The following is a 19,152-nucleotide window of genomic DNA, read 5'->3' as shown; positions in this document are numbered from 1 at the left end:
CTCGCTGTGCTCGCTCACGCTCTGCGCCAAGCCCGGCCCTCGCGGGCCAGCATCTCGTCGGCGGCGCGCGGACCCCACTCACCGGACCGGTACGGCTCCGGCTTCGTGCCCTCCCAGGCGTGCTCCAGCGGGTCCACCACCGCCCAGCTCTGCTCGACCTCGGCGGCGTCCGGGAAGAGGGTACGGTCGCCGATCAGCACGTCCAGCACCAGCCGCTCGTACGCCTCGGGGCTGGACTCGGTGAACGCCTCGCCGTACTGGAAGTCCATCGCGATGTCGCGGACCTCCATCGTGGTGCCGGGCACCTTGGAGCCGAACTTGAGCACCACGCCCTCGTCGGGCTGCACCCGGATGACGAGCTGGTTGGGGCCGAGGGACTCCATGTCGGCCGGGTTGAACGGCAGGTGCGGGGCCTTCTTGAACATGATGGCGACCTCGGTGACCCGCCGGGGCAGCCGCTTGCCGGCCCGGATGTAGAACGGCACCCCGGCCCAGCGCCGGTTCTGGATGCCCAGCTCCACGGCCACGTACGTCTCGGTGGTCGAGTCGGCCGGCACGCCGTCCTCGTCGAGGTAGCCGACGGCCCGCTGGCCGCCCACCCAGCCGGGCAGGTACTGGCCGCGCACGGTGCCCCGCGAGACGTCCTTCGGCAGGGTGATCGCCTTGAGCACCTTCAGCTTCTCGGCGCGGATCTCGTCGGCGTCGAAGCTGGTCGGTTCCTCCATCGCCACCAGCGCGAGAAGCTGGAGCAGGTGGTTCTGGAGCACGTCGCGGGCCGTGCCGACCGAGTCGTAGAAGCCGGCCCGGCTGCCGATGCCGACGTCCTCGGCCATCGTGATCTGCACCGAGTCGACGTACTTGGAGTTCCACAGCGGCTCGAACAGGCTGTTGGCGAACCGCAGGGCCAGGATGTTCTGGACCGTCTCCTTGCCCAGGTAGTGGTCGATCCGGAAGACGTCCTGCCGGGTGAAGACGTCGTCGACGAGGTCGTTGAGCTCCTTGGCCGACGGCAGGTCGTGCCCGAACGGCTTCTCCACCACCACCCGACGCCAGCCGCCGCACTTCTCGTTGTCGGCCATCCCGGTGCGGGCGAGCTGCTTGAGCACCACGGGGAACGCCGCCGGGGGGATCGAGAAGTAGAACGCCGCGTTGCCGTGGATGCCGTGGCTGTCGCGCAGGTCGTTCAGGGTCTGGGCGAGCTTGTCGAAGGCGGCGTCGTCGTCGAACGAGCCGCCGACGAACTTGATGTTGCCGGCCAGCCGGCCCCAGACCTCCTCCCGCCACGGTGTCCGGGCGTGTTCCTTCGCCGCGTCGTGGGCCAGCGACTCGAAGTCGCCGTCGCACCAGTCGCGCCGGGCGAAGCCCAGCACCACGAAGCCGGGCGGCAGCAGCCCCCGGTTCGCCAGGTCGTAGACCGCCGGCAGCAGCTTCTTCCGCGCCAGGTCACCGGTCACGCCGAAGATCACCAGAGCGCAGGGCTCCGGGATCCGCGGCAGCCGCCGGTCCTGTGGGTCGCGCAGCGGGTTCACCGGACCACCTCCGGACCCACCAGGGTCACCTCGGTCCGCGACTGCGGGGCTCGCAAGACCGGCCCACTCCTCGCACGCACGGTGCCTCCTAGCTCCGCTGATTCCACATCGTCCATCGTCACGCTCACAGTTGCCGGGCCGCGTCGAGCAGCTGGGCCACCCCCGCCGACCGGTCGGTCAGGTGCAGCCGCAGCACCGGGCGGCCCCGGCGGGCCAGGGCCCGCCGATCGCCGGCGGCCTGGGCTTCCTGGAGCCTCCCGAGGGAGTACGGTTTTCCGGGCACCGGCAGATCATCCCCGACCGTACCGGTCAACTGAAGGAAACTCCCTACCTGTGGACCACCCTTGTGGTACTGGCCGGTGGCGTGCAGGTAGCGCGGCCCCCAACCGAACGTCACCGGCCGGGCGGTCAGCCCGGCGAGCAACGGTCGCAGCCCGGCGACGTCGGCGTCGCCGATCCGGTCCAGGTACGCCAGGACCGCCAGGTATCCGCCGGCATCGATCCCGTCGACGAGCTGGCGCAGCGCGCCGGCCAGGTCGGCCGGGCCACCCGCCGGGGCGTACACCTCGATCGCGCCCTCGGTCGACGACGGCGGCCCGGCCGGCGCGGCCGAGGCGAGGAACCGCTCGGCCTGCTCCGCGCTCTCGGCGGCGTCAGGCTGGTCGAACGGGTTCACCCCGAGCGTCACCCCGGCGATCGCCGTGGCGTACTCCCAGGTCAGGAACTGGGCGCCCAGCGGGCCGTTGACCGCCACGTCGGGCGCGCGGCCCCCGCCCGGCACCGCGCCGGGAGCCAGCGACCCGCCGTAGCTGACGGTGAGCACGTCGGGCCCCGCGCCGCCGGGGGCGGTGGGGGACTCCAGCACCACCGGCAGGAGGCCGAGCCCCGCCTTGCCGGTCGACTCGGCGAGGAGCTGCTCGATCCAGTCGCCGAGCCCGTCGAGCCCCGTGCCGTCGGGCACGAGGGCGACCTTGTCCCGGCCGCCGGTGGCCGCCGCGCCGAGGGCGGCGCCGAGCGCCAGCCCCGGGTTGTCGGCGTCGCGGCCCAGCGAGGCGGCGAGCGCCTCGGCCTGCTCCAGCAGCTCGTCGACGGCCACACCGGCCAGCGCCGCCGGCACCAGCCCGAACGCGGTCAGCGCCGCGTACCGGCCGCCCACCCGCGGGTCGGCGGGCACGGTGACCGCGCCCAGCTCGGCGGCCACCGCCTCCAGCGGGGAACCCGGGTCGGTGACCACCACGAAGTGCCGGCCGGCCTCCGCCGCGGTCAGCCCGGAATCCAGGAACGCCTGCCGGTAGACCCGCCAGTGGCTGTCGGTCTCCACGGTGCGGCCGGACTTGCCGGCCAGCACCACCACCGTGCGGTCGAGGCGGTCGGTCAGCGCCCGGCGGACCTGGCCCGCGTCGGTGGTGTCGAGCACGGTCAGCGGCCGGCCCAGGGCCCGGGTGACCACCTCGGCGGCCAGCGAGGAGCCGCCCATCCCGGCGACCACCACGTGGTCGAGGTCGCCCAGCTCGGCGGTCAGCTCGGCGAGCTGGGGCAGCAGCTCGACGCTGCGCCGGTGGGTGTCCAGCCAGCCGAGCCGGGTCCGTGCCGTCGCCTCGGCCGCCGGCCCCCACAGCGTGGGGTCCTGCGCCGCCAGCCGCGCCGGCACGCCCCCGGCGACGAGGGCCTGCCGGACGGACGCGGGCGCGGACCGGTCGACCGGGTCCGCACCGTGCACGACCAGCCCGGCGGACGCGTCCGCCGGGCCGGTCAGCGCGTCGCTCACGTCGCCACCCCGGCCCACCACGGGCACGCCGGTGCAGGGCCGCCGGGGCGACCCGGAGGGGGCGGGTCGACGGCGCGGGACGCCCCGGGGTGGTGCCCCGGGGCGTCGCCACGACCGTCGGTCACGCGTTGCCCCCCACCTTCTGTGCCTTGTCCGCGTTGCCCTGGGCGGCCTGGCCGGGCCGCCCGGTGCCCTGGCCCGCCGCGACGAGCGACTTGCGCACGCCGTCGAGCAGCTCCTGCCAGCTCGCCTCGAACTTCTCCACGCCCTCGCGCTCCAGGACGGCGATCACGTCGGACATGTCGACGCCGACCGACTCCAGGTCGGTGAAGACCTGGCGGGCGGCGTCGTACGCCCCGGTGACGGTGTCCCCGCGCGTCTCGCCGTGGTCGGCGTACGCGTGGATCACCGACTCCGGCATCGTGTTGACCGTGCCGGGGGCGATCAGCTCCTCGACGTAGATGACGTCCCGGTAGTCCGGGTTCTTCGTCGAGGTGGACGCCCACAGCGGGCGCTGCGGGTGCGCCCCGGCGTCGGCGAGGGCCCGCCACCGGTCGGAGGAGAACACCTCGCTGTAGCGCTCGTAGGCGAGCTGGGCGTTGGCCACGGCGGCCTTGCCGCGCAGCGCCTTGGCCTCGTCGGAGCCGAGCTTCTCCAGCCGCTTGTCGACCTCGCTGTCGACGCGGGAGACGAAGAACGACGCCACCGAGCCGATCGTCGACAGGTCGTGGCCGTTGGCCTTCGCCTGCTCCAGGCCGGCGAGGAACGCCTCCATCACCTGCGAGTAGCGGTCCAGGCCGAAGATCAGCGTGACGTTGACGCTGATCCCCTCGGCCAGGGTCGCGGTGATCGCCGGCAGGCCCGCCTCGGTGGCCGGGATCTTGATGAAGAGGTTGGGCCGGTCGACCAGCCACCACAGGGCCTTGGCCTCGGCGACCGTCTTCTCCGTCTCGTGCGCCAGCCGCGGGTCCACCTCGATGGAGACCCGGCCGTCGACGCCCTGGCTGCCGTCGTACGACGGGCGCATCACGTCGCACGCCCACCGCACGTCGTACGTGGTGAGCATGCGCACCGCCTCCTCCACCTCCACCCCACGGGTGGCGAGGTCGCGCAGCTGCCCGTCGTAGGTGTCGGCGTCGGCGAGCGCCTTCGCGAAGATCGTCGGGTTGGTGGTGACCCCGGCCACGTGCTGCTCCCGGCGGAGCTGGTCCAGCCCGCCGGAGCTCAGCCGCACGCGGGAGAGGTCGTCGAGCCAGACCGCCACCCCGGCGGCGGTGAGTTCGCTGAGCCTGTCCGTCATGTCGTCCTCGCTCCCCTTCAGTTGCCGGTCGTGAAACCGGTGATGTCGCCCACCCGGGTGAGCGCCGCGTGCGCGGCGGCCACGATCCGGTCGGGGGTGAAGCCGAACTGCTCGAAGAGCACGGTGTGCGGGGCGCTCGCGCCGTAGTGCTCGATGCTGACGCTCTCGCCGGAGTCGCCGACGACGCCGCGCCAGGACATCGCGATGCCCGCCTCCACGCTCACCCGGGCCTTTACCCCGCGCGGCAGGACCGACTCGCGGTACGCCTCGTCCTGCTCGTAGAACCACTCCTGGCACGGCATCGACACCACCCGGGTGGGGGTGCCGTCGGCCTCCAGCCGCTCCCGGGCGGTGAGGCAGAGCTGCACCTCCGAGCCGGTGCCGATGATGATCACCTGCGGCTTGCCGTTGGACGCCTCGGCCAGCACGTAGCCGCCCTTGGCGACGCCCTCGGCGCCGGCCAGGGTCGACCGGTCCAGCGTCGGCAGGGCCTGCCGGCTCAGCGCCAGCGCGGTCGGCCGGTCGGTGTGCTCCAGGGCCTGCCGCCACGCCCACGCGGTCTCGTTGGCGTCGGCCGGGCGGACCACGTCCAGGCCGGGGATGGCGCGCAGCGCGGTCAGGTGCTCGACCGGCTGGTGGGTCGGGCCGTCCTCGCCGAGGCCGATCGAGTCGTGCGTCCAGACGTAGACCACCGGCAGCTTCATCAGCGCGGCGAGCCGCACCGACGGACGCATGTAGTCGCTGAACACCAGGAACGTGCCGCCGTACGGGCGGGTCCCGCCGTGCAGGGCGATGCCGTTGAGGATCGCGCCCATCGCGTGCTCGCGGATGCCGAAGTGCAGCGTGCGGCCGTACTCGTGGCCCGGGAAGTCCTTGGTGGCGTGCACCGCCGGGACGAACGACGGCTCGCCCTTCATGGTGGTGTTGTTGCTCTCGGCCAGGTCGGCCGAGCCGCCCCACAGCTCCGGCAGCACCGGGGCGAGGGCCTCCAGCACCTTGCCGGACGCGGCCCGGGTGGCCACGCCCTTGGCGTCGGCCGGGAACGTCGGCAGCGCCTCGGTCCAGCCCTCCGGCAGCGCCCGCTGCGACATCCGGTCCCACAGCGCCTTGCGCTCCGGGTTGGCCTTGGCCCAGCCCTCGTACGCCCGCTCCCACTCCTGCTGCGCCGCCGCGCCGCGCTCCAGGACCCGGCGGGCGTGCCCGAGGACGTCCTCGTCGACCTGGAAGCTCTGCGCCGGGTCGAAGCCGAGCAGCTCCTTGGTGGCGGCCACCTCGCTCGCGCCGAGCGCCGAGCCGTGGATCTTGCCGGTGTTCTTCTTGTTCGGCGCGGGCCAGCCGATGATGGTGCGCAGCGCGACGAAGGAGGGCCGGCCGGTCTCGGCCTTCGCCGCCAGCAGCGCCCGGTGCAGCGCCTCGACGTCCTCGTGGTAGTCGCCCTGGTCGGCGTCGCCGGCCCGCCAGTCGACGGTCTGCACGTGCCAGCCGTACGCCTCGTAGCGGGCCGCGACGTCCTCGCTCTTGGCGATGCGGGTGTCGTCCTCGATCGAGATCTCGTTGTCGTCGTAGATCACGCAGAGGTTGCCGAGCTGCTGGTGCCCCGCGAGGGCGCTGGCCTCGTGGGTGATGCCCTCCTCGATGTCGCCGTCGGAGGCGATGCACCACACGTCGTGGTCGAAGACCGACGCGCCCGGCTCGGTCTCCGGGTCGAACAGGCCGCGCTCGCGGCGGGCGGCCATGGCCATGCCGACCGCGTTGCCCAGGCCCTGGCCGAGCGGGCCGGTGGTGGTCTCCACGCCCGGGGTGTGCCCGTGCTCGGGGTGGCCCGGGGTGAGCGAGCCCCACTGCCGCAGCGACTTGAGGTCGTCCAGGGCCAGCGGGTAGCCGGAGAGGAAGAGCTGGATGTAGAGGGTGAGGCTGGAGTGGCCGGCGGAGAGCACGAACCGGTCCCGGCCGGGCCAGTTCGGGTCGGCCGGGTTGTGCCGCATCACCCGGTTGAAGAGGAGGTACGCCGCGGGCGCGAGGCTCATCGCGGTGCCCGGGTGACCGTTGCCGGACTTCTCCACGGCGTCCATGGCCAGCACGCGGACGAGGTCCACGGCCCGGCGGTCGAGGTCGGACCAGTTGAGTGCGGGTTGCTCGGGTCGGTTGGCAGCCACGATGTGTTGTGCTCCTCGGCAGTTGGGCGGAACCCTCTCGGATGACCCTATCGAGCGGGGGTAAACCCCCGCCCCGGGATCTGTGCATGCTCTTCTTTACGCGGTTGGGCGTTTCCGCCGTTCAACCGGGGGTGTGACGGTCCGCACCGTGGTCGGGTCGCGCGGGCAGCGAAAACGACGACGCGTAGTGTGTGGGGACGGTGTGTGGGCCCCGACGGGTCCGACCGACCCGACTCCCCCTGCCGACGCCGGAAGGTGGCAATCCGTGAGCATGATCACCGAGCGCCCCGTCAGCAACTCTGCCGGGCAACCGCCGGTGCGCACGGTGACCGGCGCCCCGGTGGCGCCCCGGCGGGACGTCCGGGCGGTGGTCTCGGCGTACGTCTCGCTGACCAAGCCGCGGATCGTCGAGCTGCTGCTGGTGACCACCGTCCCGGCGATGATGCTCGCCGAGGGCGGCCTGCCGTCGCTGTGGCTGATGGCGGTGGTCCTGGTGGGCGGCTCGCTCGCCGCCGGTGCGGCCAGCGTGCTCAACTGCTACATCGACCGGGACATCGACCAGCTCATGCGGCGCACCAAGCGGCGTCCGCTGCCGACGCACACGGTGTCCCCGCGCAACGCGCTGGTCTTCGGCCTGGTGCTCGCGGTGGTCTCGGTGACGCTGATGGCGGTGTTCACCAACCTGCTGGCCGCGGGGCTCACCCTGGCCGCGATCGCCTACTACGACCTGGTCTACACGCTGTGGTTGAAGCGGACCACGCCGCAGAACACCTTCTGGGGCGGCGCGTGCGGGGCCGCACCGGTGCTGATCGGCTGGGCGGCGGTGACCGGCTCGTTGGCCCCGGCGGCGTGGGCGCTGTTCGCGGTGGTCTTCTTCTGGCAGATGCCGCACTTCTACCCGCTCGCGATGAAGTACAAGGCCGACTACGCCCGCGCCGGCATCCCGATGCTGCCGGTGGTGGCCTCGGCCCGCCGGGTCAACGCCGAGATCATCGGCTTCGCCTGGCTGACGCTGCTCTCCTCGCTGGCCGTCTGGCCGCTCGGGATGAGCGCGATCTACGGCGTGACCGCGCTGCTGTCGGGCGGGGTCTTCGTGTACGAGGCGCACCGGCTGTGCCGCCAGGTGGCCCGGGGCGGGGCGGTCCGCCCGATGCGGCTGTTCCACTGGTCGTACGTCTACCTGACCATCCTGTTCGCGGCCGTCGCCGTCGACGCGCTGGTCTGATCCATCGATCCGGGGCGACATTCCCGACTTGTGTCGGGCGCGCGCGAGTTGTGACGATCGTGTAACTTCGCCCGGCCGCTTTGGTGCCCTGAGTCCTCATATAACCGGGCAAATCACCTGTGGTTCTCCTTAAACGCAGGGGTAATTGGCATCACAAATAGTTCATGGTTCTCGCACGTCCGGATGCAACTCTGCTTAGGCTTCGCGTCATGGCAGATGGTTCCGATACGACGCTGACGGCTCAGCAGACCGTCGCCGACCAGACCCCTGACGGCCTGGTCGCGGGCATCAAGTCGTTCGCCGCCGGGCACGGCGGGGCGAAGGCGGTCATCGAGTACGTCGGCAAGCGCGGCGCGCGCATCGTCCTCGTCGGGTCCGACGGGGCCTGGGGCGACCAGTTCGCGGACGACACCGTCGTCGCGCGGGAGGCGTGCGCCAAGGCGGGAGTCACCGTCGAGAACGCCTGGGAGCGCGAGCTGATGGACCAGATGCGCCCGAGCAACGACCTCTGGCGGTCGATGGCCCGGCGCACGATGGCCCGTTGACCGACAACTTGACCGACCACCACCAGTCGACCCGGGGGGAACCCCGGGTCGCCATCGTCACCTGCGCCGACCTGCCCGACCTGGAGCCCGACGACCGGCTGCTGCTGGCCCCGCTGGCCGCCCGGGGGATCGCGGCCACCGTCGCCGCCTGGGACGACCCGGCGGTCGACTGGGCCGCGTACGACCTGGTCGTGCTCCGTTCGCCCTGGGACTACGCGTTGCGCCGCGACGAGTTCGTGGCCTGGGCCGACACCGTCCCCCGGCTGGTCAACCCGGCCGACGTGGTGCGCTGGAACACCGACAAGCGCTACCTCGACGAGCTGTCGGCCGCCCAGGTGCCCACGGTGCCGACCGGCTGGGTGGCGCCGGGGCAGCCCTGGACGCCGCCCGCCACCGGCGGCGAACACGTGATCAAGCCGGCGGTCAGCGCCGGCAGCCAGGACACCGGCCGCTACGACCTCGCCGACCCGGAGCACCGCGAGCTGGCCCTGGCCCACCTGCGCCGCCTGTCGGACGCCGGCCGGGTCGCCATGGTCCAGCCGTACCTGAGCGCGGTGGACACCGCCGGGGAGACGGCCCTGCTGTTCCTGGCCGGCCCGGACGGGCTCGTCTTCAGCCACGCGATCCGCAAGGGCCCGATGCTCACCGGCCCCGACCTCGGCCCCGACGGGCTCTACAAGGCCGAGGAGATCACCCCCCGCACGGCCACCCCCGCGCAGCTCGCCGTCGCCGAGCGGGTGCTCGCGGCGGTCCCGGGCGGCACGCGGCGGCTGCTCTACGCCCGGGTGGACCTGATCCCGGGCCCGGACGGCACGCCCGTCCTGGTCGAGCTGGAGCTGACCGAGCCGTCGCTGTTCCTCGGGTACGCCGACGGGGCCCCCGAGCGGCTCGCCGACGCCGTCGTCACCCACCTGGCCCGCCTGCCCCGTCCCCGCTGAGCGCGGCCGGGGCCGGGGCGTCAGGCGCCGACCGGGACGGGGACCTCGGCCGGTGGCGTCGCGGTCTCCCACGCCGGCTGGACCGGCCGGCGTTCCCGGGTCGACCACTGCACGGCGAGGGTGGCCAGCAGGACCAGGCACGAGCCGAGCATGTGCGCGCCGACCAGCACGGCGGGCAGGTGGGTGAAGTACTGCACGAAGCCGATCACGCCCTGCCCCAGCTCCACGGCGACCAGCACGACGGCGGCCCGTTCCGCCCGGCGCGCGCCGACCGCGCGGAACGCGAAGACCAGCGCCACCGACAGCCCGACCAGCAGGAACACCCCGTCGGCGTGCACCTGCGAGATCGCCTCCGGGTCGAGGCCGTTGCGGGCCGCGCCGTGGTCGCCCGCGTGCGGGCCGCTGCCGGTGACCCAGGTGCCGATCACCAGCACCGCGGCGCTGACGACGGTGGTGACCAGCGCCAGCGCCCGCAGCGGCCCCGGCACGGTGGGCACCACGGGGCCGTCCGGCTCGCCGACGCGCCGCCAGAGCGCGTACGCGGCCGCGATCACCACCATCGAGGCGAGGAAGTGCAGCCCCACCACCCACGGGTTGAGGTTGGTCAGCACGGTGATCCCGCCGATCACGGCCTGCAACGGGATGCCGAACAGCACCGCCACCGCGAGCGGCAGCAGCTCCCGCCGCCGCGCGCCGTGCAGCAGCACCCCCACCACCACGGCGAGGGCGATGAGGCCCACGGCGAAGGTGAGCAGCCGGTTGCCGAACTCGATCACCCCGTGCACGCCCATCTCCGGCGTCGTGGTGTACGACGCGTCGGTGCACCGGGGCCAGGTGGGGCAGCCGAGGCCGGAGGCGGTCAGCCGGACCGCCCCGCCGGTGACCACGATGGCCACGTTCGCGATGATCGAGGCGAGCGCGAGGCGGCGCAGCAGGGTGGCGGAGACCGGGAACCGGACGGATCGCTTCACGGAGCGAATCCTACGCACCGTAGTGGAACCCGATCGGGTGACTCCGGCGCTGCGGTGGTTCGGATCACCGGCACCCGGGTTTGCGACCCCCCGGCGAATTACGTAACGTGGGCGTTGTGAAAAACGCGGCGGCGCTCTCCGGGCGGCAGCCGGCGGCCGGACCGGTCGCCGGTGCGTCCGCGTCCGCCCACCCGGAGTCCGCTCCGCCCGCGCCCGCGGCCGGTTCCGCCGCGGCCGACCTGTCGACCCGGGACCGGGTCACCCAGCTGCTGCTGGAGCGCGGGGCGACCACCGCCGGGCAGCTCGGCTCGGCGCTGGGCCTGAGCCCGGCGGCGATCCGCCGGCACCTCGACGCGATGCTCGCCGACGGCGACGTGGTCGCCCGCGAGCAGACCGTCCGGGGCAGCCGGGGGCGGGGCCGCCCGGCGAAGGTCTTCGTGCTGACCGACGCGGCCCGGGGCCGCTGCGGCACCCACCACTACGACAACATCGCCACCGCCGCGCTGCGCTGGATCTCCCGCAACGGCGGCTCGGCGGCGGTGGAGGCGTTCGCCGCCGACCAGGTCGCCGCCTTGGAGGACCGCTGCCGCGCGGCCATGGAGGACGCCGGCGACGATCCCCTGGCGCGGGCCGAGGCGCTCGCCGGGGCGCTGACCGCCGAGGGCTACGCTGCCAACGCGTCCACGATCGCCTCCGGTGGCCAGCTCTGCCAGCACCACTGCCCGGTGGCGCACGTGGCCGCCGAGTTCCCCCAGCTGTGCGAGGCCGAGACGGCGGTGATCTCCCGCCTGGTCGGCACCCACGTGCAGCGCCTGGCCACCATCGCGCACGGCGACGGGGTGTGCACCACGCACATCCCGGCCCAGTCCCGTAACACCGTCACCACTGTGAGGACAGATAGATGACCGAGCAGATCGTCCAGCCCCTGACCCAGGAGGAGCAGCTCGCCGCCCTCGGTCGCTACGAGTACGGCTGGGCCGACCCCGACGTCGCCGGGGCCGCTGCCCAGCGCGGCCTCAACGAGGCGGTGGTGCGGGACATCTCGGCGAAGAAGAACGAGCCCGCCTGGATGCTCGACCTGCGCCTGAAGGGCCTGCGGCTGTTCGGCCGCAAGCCGATGCCGGCGTGGGGGGCCGACCTCACCGGGATCGACTTCGACAACATCAAGTACTTCGTCCGCTCCACGGAGAAGCAGGCCACCAGCTGGGAGGACCTGCCCGAGGACATCAAGAACACCTACGACCGGCTGGGCATCCCCGAGGCGGAGAAGCAGCGGCTGGTCGCCGGCGTCGCGGCGCAGTACGAGTCCGAGGTCGTCTACCACAAGATCCGCGAGGACCTGGAGGAGCAGGGCGTTCTCTTCCTGGACACCGACACGGCGCTGCGCGAGCACGAGGACGTCTTCAAGGAGTACTTCGGCACGGTGATCCCGGTCGGCGACAACAAGTTCGCCGCGCTGAACACGTCCGTGTGGTCCGGCGGCTCGTTCATCTACGTGCCGAAGGGCGTGCACGTGGAGATCCCGCTGCAGGCGTACTTCCGGATCAACACCGAGAACATGGGCCAGTTCGAGCGGACCCTGATCATCGTCGACGAGGGCGCGTACGTGCACTACGTCGAGGGCTGCACCGCGCCGCTCTACTCCTCCGACTCGCTGCACAGCGCGGTCGTGGAGATCATCGTCAAGAAGAACGCCCGGTGCCGCTACACGACCATCCAGAACTGGTCGAACAACGTCTACAACCTGGTCACCAAGCGCGCCGTGTGCCACGAGGGCGCGACGATGGAGTGGGTCGACGGCAACATCGGCTCCAAGGTCACCATGAAGTACCCGGCGGTCTACATGACCGGCGAGCACGCCAAGGGCGAGGTGCTCTCGGTGGCCATGGCCGGTGAGGGCCAGCACCAGGACGCGGGCGCCAAGATGGTGCACGCCGCGCCGCACACCAGCAGCACCATCGTGTCGAAGTCGATCGCCCGGGGCGGCGGCCGCACCTCGTACCGGGGCCTGGTGCAGGTGCTGGAGGGCTCGCACAGCAGCCGCAGCACGGTCAAGTGCGACGCGCTGCTGGTCGACACCATCTCCCGCTCCGACACCTACCCGTACGTCGACATCCGCGAGGACGACGTGTCGATGGGGCACGAGGCGACCGTCTCCAAGATCAGCGACGACCAGCTCTTCTACCTGATGAGCCGGGGCCTGAGCGAGGACGAGGCGATGGCGATGATCGTCCGTGGCTTCATCGAGCCGATCGCCAAGGAACTCCCGATGGAGTACGCCCTGGAGCTCAACCGCCTGATCGAGCTCCAGATGGAGGGCGCGGTCGGCTGACGCCGCCGCCCAGTCAGACACCGTCGCCGTAGAACAGACCAAGGAAGAGATGACTACCCAGGCTTCCGCGCCGCCCAGCACCAAGTCGCAGGCGCTCCGCTCGTACGACGTCGCCGACTTCCCGGCCCTGACGGGCCTGGAGGAGGAGTGGCGCTTCACCCCGCTCAAGCGCCTGCGTGGCCTGGTCGGCGGCGACGCGCAGGCCGCCACCGGCGCCGTCCGGCACGAGCACGGCGACCTGCCGGCCGGGGTCACCGTCTCCCGGGCCGGCTCCGACGACCCCCGGGTGGGCAGCGTGCTCACCCCGGTCGACCGGGTCAGCGCCCTGGCGTACGGCGGGGCCGGGCAGGCGCTGCTGGTCGAGGTCGCCCGCGAGGCGGTCGTCGCCGAGCCGGTGCGCCTGCGGGTGGTCGGCGACTCCGCCGAGGGGCTCGCGTTCGGCCACACCTTCGTCGAGGTGGGCCGGTTCGCCGAGGTGACCCTGGTGCTGGAGCACGCCGGCTCGGCCACCCTGGCCGACAACGTCGAGGTGTCGGTGGCCGACGGCGCGAAGCTGACCCTGGTCACGGTGGCCGACTGGGCCGCCGACGCCGTGCAGGCCCAGCACCTGAAGATCCGGCTGGGCCGGGACGCCAAGGTCGTGCACGTCCAGGTCAGCCTCGGCGGCGACCTGGTCCGGCAGTACACCTCGGTGGAGTACACGGGCCGGGGCGGCGAGGCCGAGCTGTACGGGCTCTACTTCGCCGACGGCGGTCAGCACCTGGAGCACCGCCAGCTCGTCGACCACAACGTGCCCGACTGCCGCAGCTACGTCGGCTACCGGGGCGCGTTGCAGGGCGCCGACGCGCACACCGTCTGGGTGGGCGACGTGCTGATCCGCGCCGAGGCGACCGGCACCGACACGTACGAGATCAACCGGAACCTGCTGCTCAGCGACGGTGCCCGGGCCGACTCCGTGCCGAACCTGGAGATCGAGACCGGCGAGATCGCCGGTGCCGGGCACGCGAGCGCGACCGGCCGCTTCGACGACGAGCAGCTGTTCTACCTGATGGCGCGCGGCATCCCGGAGACCGAGGCCCGCCGCCTCGTGGTCCGCGGCTTCTTCGCCGAGCTGATCAACAAGATCCCGGTCGAGGAGCTGCGCGACCGGCTCGGCGACGCCATCGAGGCCAGGCTCGCGAAGGCGGGCTCCTGATGATCAGGATCTGTGCGGCCGACGACGTGCCGAAGGGCAGCGTGGTCAGCGCCGACGTCGACGGCACCCCGATCGCGCTGGTGCACGGCGAGGACGGTGAGTTCTACGCCGCGTACGACGAGTGCTCGCACGCCGCCGTGGCCCTCTCCGAGGGCGAGGTCGAGGGCTGCACGCTGGAGTGCTGGCTGCACGGCTCCCGCTTCGACCTGCGCACCGGCGAGCCCACCGGGTTGCCCGCCACCGAACCCGTTCCGGTCTATGCCGTCGAGGTCCGCGACGGCGACATCTACCTTCCCGTGGGCGCCGACGGCCGCCCGACGCCGAGCAATGGAGTGACCCGATAATGAGCACCCTGGAGATCCGCGACCTGAAGGTGTCGGTCAAGCTGCCCGAGGGTGAGCTCAAGCCGATCCTGTCCGGCGTCGACCTGACCGTGCGGTCGGGGGAGACCCACGCGATCATGGGCCCCAACGGCTCCGGCAAGTCCACCCTGGCCTACTCGATCGCCGGGCACCCGAAGTACGAGATCACCGGCGGCTCGGTGACCCTCGACGGCGTCGACGTGCTGGCCATGTCCGTCGACGAGCGGGCCCGCGCCGGCCTCTTCCTGGCCATGCAGTACCCGGTCGAGGTGCCCGGCGTGTCGGTGGCCAACTTCCTGCGTACCGCCAAGACCGCGATCGACGGCGAGGCGCCGAAGCTGCGCACCTGGGGCGGCGAGCTGCGCGGCGCGATGCAGCGCCTCCAGATGGACCCGGCCTTCGCCCAGCGCAACGTCAACGAGGGCTTCTCCGGCGGCGAGAAGAAGCGGCACGAGATCGTGCAGCTGGAGCTGCTCAAGCCGAAGATCGCGATCCTCGACGAGACCGACTCGGGCCTCGACGTCGACGCGCTGCGCGTGGTCAGCGAGGGCGTCAACCGGGTCCGCGACACCGGCGACACCGGCCTGCTGCTGATCACCCACTACACCCGCATCCTGCGCTACATCAAGCCCGACTTCGTGCACGTCTTCGTCGCCGGGCGGATCGTCGAGCAGGGCGGCCCGGAGCTGGCCGACAAGCTCGAGGACGAGGGCTACGAGCGGTACGTCGCCGGGGCCGGCGCGGCGCGGGCCTGACCGACGATGTCCTCTCTCACCATCCCGGCCGGCATGCCGCAGTTCGACGACGTGCCGCGCTTCGACGTGGCGGCGGTGCGCGCGGACTTCCCGATCCTCGACCGGGAGGTCAACGGGCACCCGCTGGTCTACCTCGACAGCGCGAACACCTCGCACAAGCCGCGGCAGGTGCTCGACGTGCTCGCCGAGCACTACGCGCGGCACAACGCCAACGTGTCGCGCTCGGTGCACACCCTGGGCACCGAGGCGACGGAGGCGTACGAGGGAGCCCGGGCGAAGATCGCCCGGTTCGTCAACGCGCCCAGCGTGGACGAGGTGGTGTTCACCAAGAACTCGACCGAGGCTATCAACCTCGTGGCGTACGCGTTCTCCAACGCCTCGCTGCGCGCGGACGCCGACCCCCGGTTCCGGCTGGGCCCCGGCGACGAGATCGTGATCTCCGAGATGGAGCACCACTCCAACATCGTCCCGTGGCAGCTCCTCGCGGAGCGCACCGGCGCGACCCTGCGCTGGTTCCCGCTCACCGACGCCGGGCGGCTCGACGAGTCCGGGCTGGACGACCTGGTCACCGAGCGGACGAAGATCGTCTCGCTGGTGCACATGTCCAACATCCTCGGCACCGTCAACGCCACCGCCCGGATCACCGCCCGGGTGCGCGAGGTGGGCGCGCTGCTGCTGCTGGACTGCTCGCAGTCCGTGCCGCACCTGCCCATCGACGTGGTCGACCTCGACGCCGACTTCGTCGTCTTCACCGGGCACAAGATGTGCGGCCCGACCGGCATCGGGGTGCTGTGGGGCCGCGGCGAGCTGCTGGCGGCGATGCCCCCGGTCATGGGCGGCGGCTCGATGATCGAGACGGTCACCATGGCCCGGTCGACGTTCGCCGCGCCGCCGGCCCGGTTCGAGGCGGGCACCCCGCCGATCGCCGAGGCGGTGGCGCTCGGCGCGGCGGTGGACTACCTCACCGGCCTGGACATGCGGGCCGTCCAGTGGCACGAGAAGGAGCTGACGGCGTACGCGCTGGACGCCCTCGCCACCGTGCCCGGCCTGCGGATCTTCGGGCCGACCGTGCCGGTGGGCCGGGGCGGGACGATCTCGTTCGCGCTCGGCGACATCCACCCGCACGACGTCGGGCAGGTCCTCGACTCGCTCGGCGTGCAGGTGCGGGTCGGGCACCACTGCGCGAAGCCGGTGTGCAGCCGGTTCGGCGTGCCGGCCATGACGCGGGCCTCGTTCTACCTCTACACCACCACCAGCGAGATCGACGCCCTGGTGGGCGGCCTGGAGCAGGTGCGGAAGGTGTTCGACTGATGCAGCTCGACCAGCTCTACCAGGAGATCATCCTGGACCACTACAAGCGCCCCCACGGCCGTGGCCTGCGCGACGCCGACGACCCGACGGACCGGGTCGCCGAGGCGCACCACGTCAACCCGACCTGCGGCGACGAGGTGACCGTCCGGGTCGCCACCGACGGCGCCGTGCTGCACGACGTCTCGTACGACGGCATGGGCTGCTCGATCAGCCAGGCGTCGGCGAGCGTGCTGCACGAGCTGCTGCGCGGCCGGGAGGCGGGGGAGGCGTTCGCCGTGCACGAGGCGTTCGTCGAGTTGATGTCCGGCCGTGGCCAGGTCACGCCGGACGAGGACGTGCTCGGTGACGGGGTGGCGTTCGCGGGTGTCGCGCGCTACCCCGCCCGGGTCAAGTGCGCGCTGCTGCCGTGGATGGCGTTCAAGGACGCGGCGGCACGCGCCGGGGTGGGCGCGAGCCCGGAGGTGAAGGCATGAGTTCTGACCAGACCGCCGGCGCGCCGCAGGACGGCGCCGTGGCGACCGACGCCGCGACCCCGGCCACCGAGGGCACGGCCCCGTCGGCCACCGGCAGCGTCGGCGACGCCGGCAGCGGCGCGGGCGGGAAGGCCGCCGTCGCCGACGTCGAGGAGGCGATGAAGGACGTCGTCGACCCCGAGCTGGGCATCAACGTGGTCGACCTCGGCCTGGTGTACGGCGTGCACGTCGACGACGACAACGTCGCCACCCTGGACATGACGCTGACCTCGGCGGCCTGCCCGCTGACCGACGTGATCGAGGACCAGGCCCGGCAGGCGCTGACCACCGGCCCCGGCGGGGGACTGGTGAACGACATCCGGATCAACTGGGTCTGGCTGCCGCCGTGGGGCCCTGACAAGATCACCGACGAGGGGCGCGACCAGCTCCGCTCCCTCGGCTTCAACGTCTGACGCTTCCCGTCGAGCGCGGCATCCGTTCCCGGGTGCCGCGCTCGGCCGCTTTCTGCCGCTTTCGGCCGCGACTTCCCCAAGATCGTGCTCGATCGCGGATCGAGTGGTCTGTGATCGCGCGCGAGGCCACTCGATCCAGGATCGAGCGCGACCGGCCCGTCCCGCGAGAAACCCGGTGGTCAGGCGGCGGGTGGGGACGCACCATGGGCGGGTGATCGAGACGTACCGGATGATGCCTGCCCCTGTCCCCACGGCCGTGGCCGGCGGGCGACAGCGGGCGATGCCGCCGGCCGCCCCGGTCCTGCGCCGACCGTCGTGACCGGGGCATTCCTGGCCGGTCTCGCGGCCGGGTACGGCGTCGCCGTGCCCGTGGGCGCGATCGCCGTGCTGATCATGGGGCTCAGCGCGCGGACCTCGTTCCGGGTCGGTGCCGCCGCCGCCCTCGGGGTGGCGACCGCCGACGGCGTCTACGCGGCCGTGGCCACCCTCGGCGGGGCGGCGGTCGCCGGCCTCGTCGCCCCGGTCGGCGGGCCGCTGCGGCTGGTGGCGGCGGCCGTGCTGCTCGCCATCGCGGTGCGGGGCGCGTGGCAGGCGCTGCATCCCCGCCCGGTGCGTGAGGCGGGTCGGCGGCGCGGCCTGGAGAGCCCGGGCCGGGCCTTCGCCGGGTTGCTGGCGCTGACCATGCTCAATCCGGCGACCGTGGTCTACTTCGCCGCGCTCGTGCTCGCCCGCAACGACGGCCACGGGGTCGGTCCGGCAGCGGCGGTCGCCTTCGTGGCCGGTGCCTTCCTCGCCTCGGCGAGCTGGCAGCTGCTGGTCGCCGGTGGTGGCAGCGTGGTCGGCCGGGCCCTCACGGGCCCGCGCGGTCGCCGGGTGACCGGCCTGGTGTCCAGCGCGATCATCGCCGCGCTGGCGGTCGCCGTCCTGCTGACCGCCTGACTCTCCCCGCTGGCCCCGCCCGCCGCGCCGGTTCCGCCGGCTGCGCCGTCGTGCTGACGCCGTCGGCTGCGCCGTCGTGCTGACGCCGTCGGCTGCGCCGCCGCGCTGACGCCGTCGGCTGCGCCGCCGCGCTGGCCTGATGGTCCGGACCTTGGACAGTTGACTCCGAGCGCGGAACAGTAGATGTCCAAGGTCCGCAGCGGGCGGGGCGGACGGCCGGCTGCCGGTGCCGTAGGTTCGGGGCCATGAGCAGCAGACCGGCGGCCGGCGGCGGACGCTGGGTCGAGGTGGCACCGGCCCGCGTCGACCGCTGGGTGGACGGCTTCGCCGACCGGCACGGCCCACCCACCGCGACTGCCCAGGAGTACGGCCTGCTGCTCACCGCCCCGGACGGGGCCACCGCCGCCCTGCACACCCCGCCGGGCGCGCCGCCCGGAGCCGACGTGCCCGGGTTCGTGGCCGCCGCCCGCGCGCCGCGCCGGATCGGCCTGCTGCTCGCTCGCAAGGGCGCGGTGGCCGTCGGCGTCGCCGAGGGGGAGAAGCTGGTCGTGTCGAAGGTGGACACCCGCTACGTGCAGGGCCGCACCGCTGCCGGCGGGTGGTCCCAGCAGCGGTTCGCCCGGCGGCGGGACAACCAGGCGAAGGCGGCCCTCGGCGACGCGGCCGAGCTGGCCGTCCGGCTGCTGCTGCCGGAGGCGGCACACCTCGCCGCCGTGGTCTGCGGTGGCGACCGCCGGGCGGTGGACGGCGTGCTGGCCGACCGCAGGCTCGCCCCGCTCGCCGAGCTGCGCGCCGACCGCCTCCTCGACGTCCCCGAGCCCCGCCTCGCGGTGCTGGTCGACGCGATCGCCGCCGCCCGCGCCGTCCGAATCCTGGTCCGGGGGTAAGCAAGGGCACCGCA

18 protein-coding genes are annotated in these 19,152 nt (G+C 72.9%); 13 read left to right on the top strand and 5 right to left on the bottom strand.

The window, feature by feature from the left end; translation table 11 throughout:
- Nucleotides 1–14: 14 nt before the first annotated feature.
- From zwf to tkt, 4 genes are all read right to left on the bottom strand, one after another.
- On the bottom strand, nt 15–1,529 hold the full coding sequence (zwf, locus tag LPU61_RS12545; protein WP_043967518.1) for a glucose-6-phosphate dehydrogenase: 1,515 nt from the start codon (nt 1,527–1,529) through the stop codon (nt 15–17).
- A gap of 124 nt (nt 1,530–1,653) precedes the next feature.
- On the bottom strand, nt 1,654–3,297 hold the full coding sequence (locus LPU61_RS12540; RefSeq protein WP_229405003.1) for a glucose-6-phosphate isomerase: 1,644 nt from the start codon (nt 3,295–3,297) through the stop codon (nt 1,654–1,656).
- 121 nt (nt 3,298–3,418) lie between these two features.
- The gene (tal, locus tag LPU61_RS12535; RefSeq protein WP_229405002.1) at nt 3,419–4,597 is read right to left on the bottom strand and encodes a transaldolase; all 1,179 of its coding nucleotides are present in this window, start codon (nt 4,595–4,597) and stop codon (nt 3,419–3,421) included.
- A gap of 17 nt (nt 4,598–4,614) precedes the next feature.
- Nucleotides 4,615–6,753: a transketolase gene (gene tkt, locus LPU61_RS12530; protein WP_229405001.1), complete on the bottom strand. Its 2,139-nt coding sequence runs from the start codon at nt 6,751–6,753 to the stop codon at nt 4,615–4,617.
- Between the two features lie 265 nt (nt 6,754–7,018).
- On the opposite strand from tkt, the gene LPU61_RS12525 reads away from it, so the two are divergent.
- The 3 genes from LPU61_RS12525 (at nt 7,019) to LPU61_RS12515 (ending at nt 9,461) form a co-directional block, all read left to right on the top strand.
- Nucleotides 7,019–7,978 (top strand): heme o synthase, encoded by a 960-nt coding sequence (locus LPU61_RS12525; protein ID WP_043967523.1) that lies wholly within the window; start codon nt 7,019–7,021, stop codon nt 7,976–7,978.
- 209 nt (nt 7,979–8,187) lie between these two features.
- Nucleotides 8,188–8,523 (top strand): hypothetical protein, encoded by a 336-nt coding sequence (locus LPU61_RS12520; RefSeq protein WP_043967526.1) that lies wholly within the window; start codon nt 8,188–8,190, stop codon nt 8,521–8,523.
- A gap of 8 nt (nt 8,524–8,531) precedes the next feature.
- Nucleotides 8,532–9,461 carry a RimK family alpha-L-glutamate ligase gene (locus LPU61_RS12515; RefSeq protein WP_229405284.1) on the top strand — a complete coding sequence of 310 codons (930 nt, stop codon included), beginning with the start codon at nt 8,532–8,534 and terminating at the stop codon, nt 9,459–9,461.
- Nucleotides 9,462–9,481: 20 nt separating this feature from the next.
- On the opposite strand, the gene LPU61_RS12510 is transcribed toward LPU61_RS12515, so the two are convergent.
- Nucleotides 9,482–10,450, bottom strand: a complete 969-nt coding sequence (locus tag LPU61_RS12510) for a heme A synthase (protein ID WP_199486137.1) — start codon at nt 10,448–10,450, stop codon at nt 9,482–9,484.
- 98 nt (nt 10,451–10,548) lie between these two features.
- On the opposite strand from LPU61_RS12510, the gene LPU61_RS12505 reads away from it, so the two are divergent.
- The 10 genes from LPU61_RS12505 (at nt 10,549) to LPU61_RS12460 (ending at nt 19,138) form a co-directional block, all read left to right on the top strand.
- Nucleotides 10,549–11,337 (top strand): metalloregulator ArsR/SmtB family transcription factor, encoded by a 789-nt coding sequence (locus LPU61_RS12505; protein ID WP_043967529.1) that lies wholly within the window; start codon nt 10,549–10,551, stop codon nt 11,335–11,337.
- Nucleotides 11,334–12,764, top strand: coding sequence for a Fe-S cluster assembly protein SufB (sufB, locus tag LPU61_RS12500; RefSeq protein ID WP_043967531.1), 1,431 nt, complete (start codon nt 11,334–11,336; stop codon nt 12,762–12,764). Before LPU61_RS12505 ends, sufB begins: the two co-directional genes overlap by 4 nt.
- A gap of 49 nt (nt 12,765–12,813) precedes the next feature.
- Nucleotides 12,814–13,959 (top strand): Fe-S cluster assembly protein SufD, encoded by a 1,146-nt coding sequence (sufD, locus tag LPU61_RS12495; protein WP_043967534.1) that lies wholly within the window; start codon nt 12,814–12,816, stop codon nt 13,957–13,959.
- A complete protein-coding gene (locus LPU61_RS12490; RefSeq protein ID WP_043967536.1) occupies nt 13,959–14,303 on the top strand; it encodes a non-heme iron oxygenase ferredoxin subunit in 345 nt (114 codons plus the stop codon). Before sufD ends, LPU61_RS12490 begins: the two co-directional genes overlap by 1 nt.
- The gene (sufC, locus tag LPU61_RS12485; protein WP_043967538.1) at nt 14,303–15,076 is read left to right on the top strand and encodes a Fe-S cluster assembly ATPase SufC; all 774 of its coding nucleotides are present in this window, start codon (nt 14,303–14,305) and stop codon (nt 15,074–15,076) included. The genes LPU61_RS12490 and sufC overlap by 1 nt, the downstream gene beginning before the upstream one ends.
- Before the next feature lie 6 nt (nt 15,077–15,082).
- Entirely contained in the window at nt 15,083–16,387 is a 1,305-nt protein-coding gene (locus LPU61_RS12480; protein WP_043967540.1) for a cysteine desulfurase, read from the top strand.
- Nucleotides 16,387–16,860, top strand: a complete 474-nt coding sequence (gene sufU / locus LPU61_RS12475; protein WP_229405000.1) for a Fe-S cluster assembly sulfur transfer protein SufU — start codon at nt 16,387–16,389, stop codon at nt 16,858–16,860. The genes LPU61_RS12480 and sufU overlap by 1 nt, the downstream gene beginning before the upstream one ends.
- Nucleotides 16,857–17,312 (top strand): metal-sulfur cluster assembly factor, encoded by a 456-nt coding sequence (locus LPU61_RS12470; protein ID WP_229404999.1) that lies wholly within the window; start codon nt 16,857–16,859, stop codon nt 17,310–17,312. The genes sufU and LPU61_RS12470 overlap by 4 nt, the downstream gene beginning before the upstream one ends.
- Before the next feature lie 315 nt (nt 17,313–17,627).
- Nucleotides 17,628–18,251 (top strand): LysE family transporter, encoded by a 624-nt coding sequence (locus LPU61_RS12465; RefSeq protein WP_043967546.1) that lies wholly within the window; start codon nt 17,628–17,630, stop codon nt 18,249–18,251.
- Between the two features lie 245 nt (nt 18,252–18,496).
- A complete protein-coding gene (locus LPU61_RS12460; protein ID WP_077939175.1) occupies nt 18,497–19,138 on the top strand; it encodes an acVLRF1 family peptidyl-tRNA hydrolase in 642 nt (213 codons plus the stop codon).
- The last annotated feature ends 14 nt before the right edge of the window (nt 19,139–19,152 follow it).

This window comes from Micromonospora sp. NBRC 110038 (assembly GCF_020884815.1).
In the GTDB taxonomy this organism is placed as follows: Bacteria; Actinomycetota; Actinomycetes; order Mycobacteriales; family Micromonosporaceae; genus Micromonospora; species Micromonospora haikouensis.
The sequence above is the reverse complement of the archived record's forward strand: the minus strand, read 5'-3'. Positions and strand labels throughout refer to the sequence as shown.

Coding starts and splice junctions, on each gene's coding strand:
- tal (WP_229405002.1), bottom strand. CDS start 4,597: ATGACGGACAGGCTCAGCGAACTCACCGCCGCCGGGGTGGCGGTCTGG.
- LPU61_RS12520 (WP_043967526.1), top strand. CDS start 8,188: ATGGCAGATGGTTCCGATACGACGCTGACGGCTCAGCAGACCGTCGCC.
- sufB (WP_043967531.1), top strand. CDS start 11,334: ATGACCGAGCAGATCGTCCAGCCCCTGACCCAGGAGGAGCAGCTCGCC.
- sufD (WP_043967534.1), top strand. CDS start 12,814: ATGACTACCCAGGCTTCCGCGCCGCCCAGCACCAAGTCGCAGGCGCTC.
- LPU61_RS12490 (WP_043967536.1), top strand. CDS start 13,959: ATGATCAGGATCTGTGCGGCCGACGACGTGCCGAAGGGCAGCGTGGTC.
- sufC (WP_043967538.1), top strand. CDS start 14,303: ATGAGCACCCTGGAGATCCGCGACCTGAAGGTGTCGGTCAAGCTGCCC.
- LPU61_RS12480 (WP_043967540.1), top strand. CDS start 15,083: ATGTCCTCTCTCACCATCCCGGCCGGCATGCCGCAGTTCGACGACGTG.
- sufU (WP_229405000.1), top strand. CDS start 16,387: ATGCAGCTCGACCAGCTCTACCAGGAGATCATCCTGGACCACTACAAG.
- LPU61_RS12470 (WP_229404999.1), top strand. CDS start 16,857: ATGAGTTCTGACCAGACCGCCGGCGCGCCGCAGGACGGCGCCGTGGCG.
- LPU61_RS12460 (WP_077939175.1), top strand. CDS start 18,497: ATGAGCAGCAGACCGGCGGCCGGCGGCGGACGCTGGGTCGAGGTGGCA.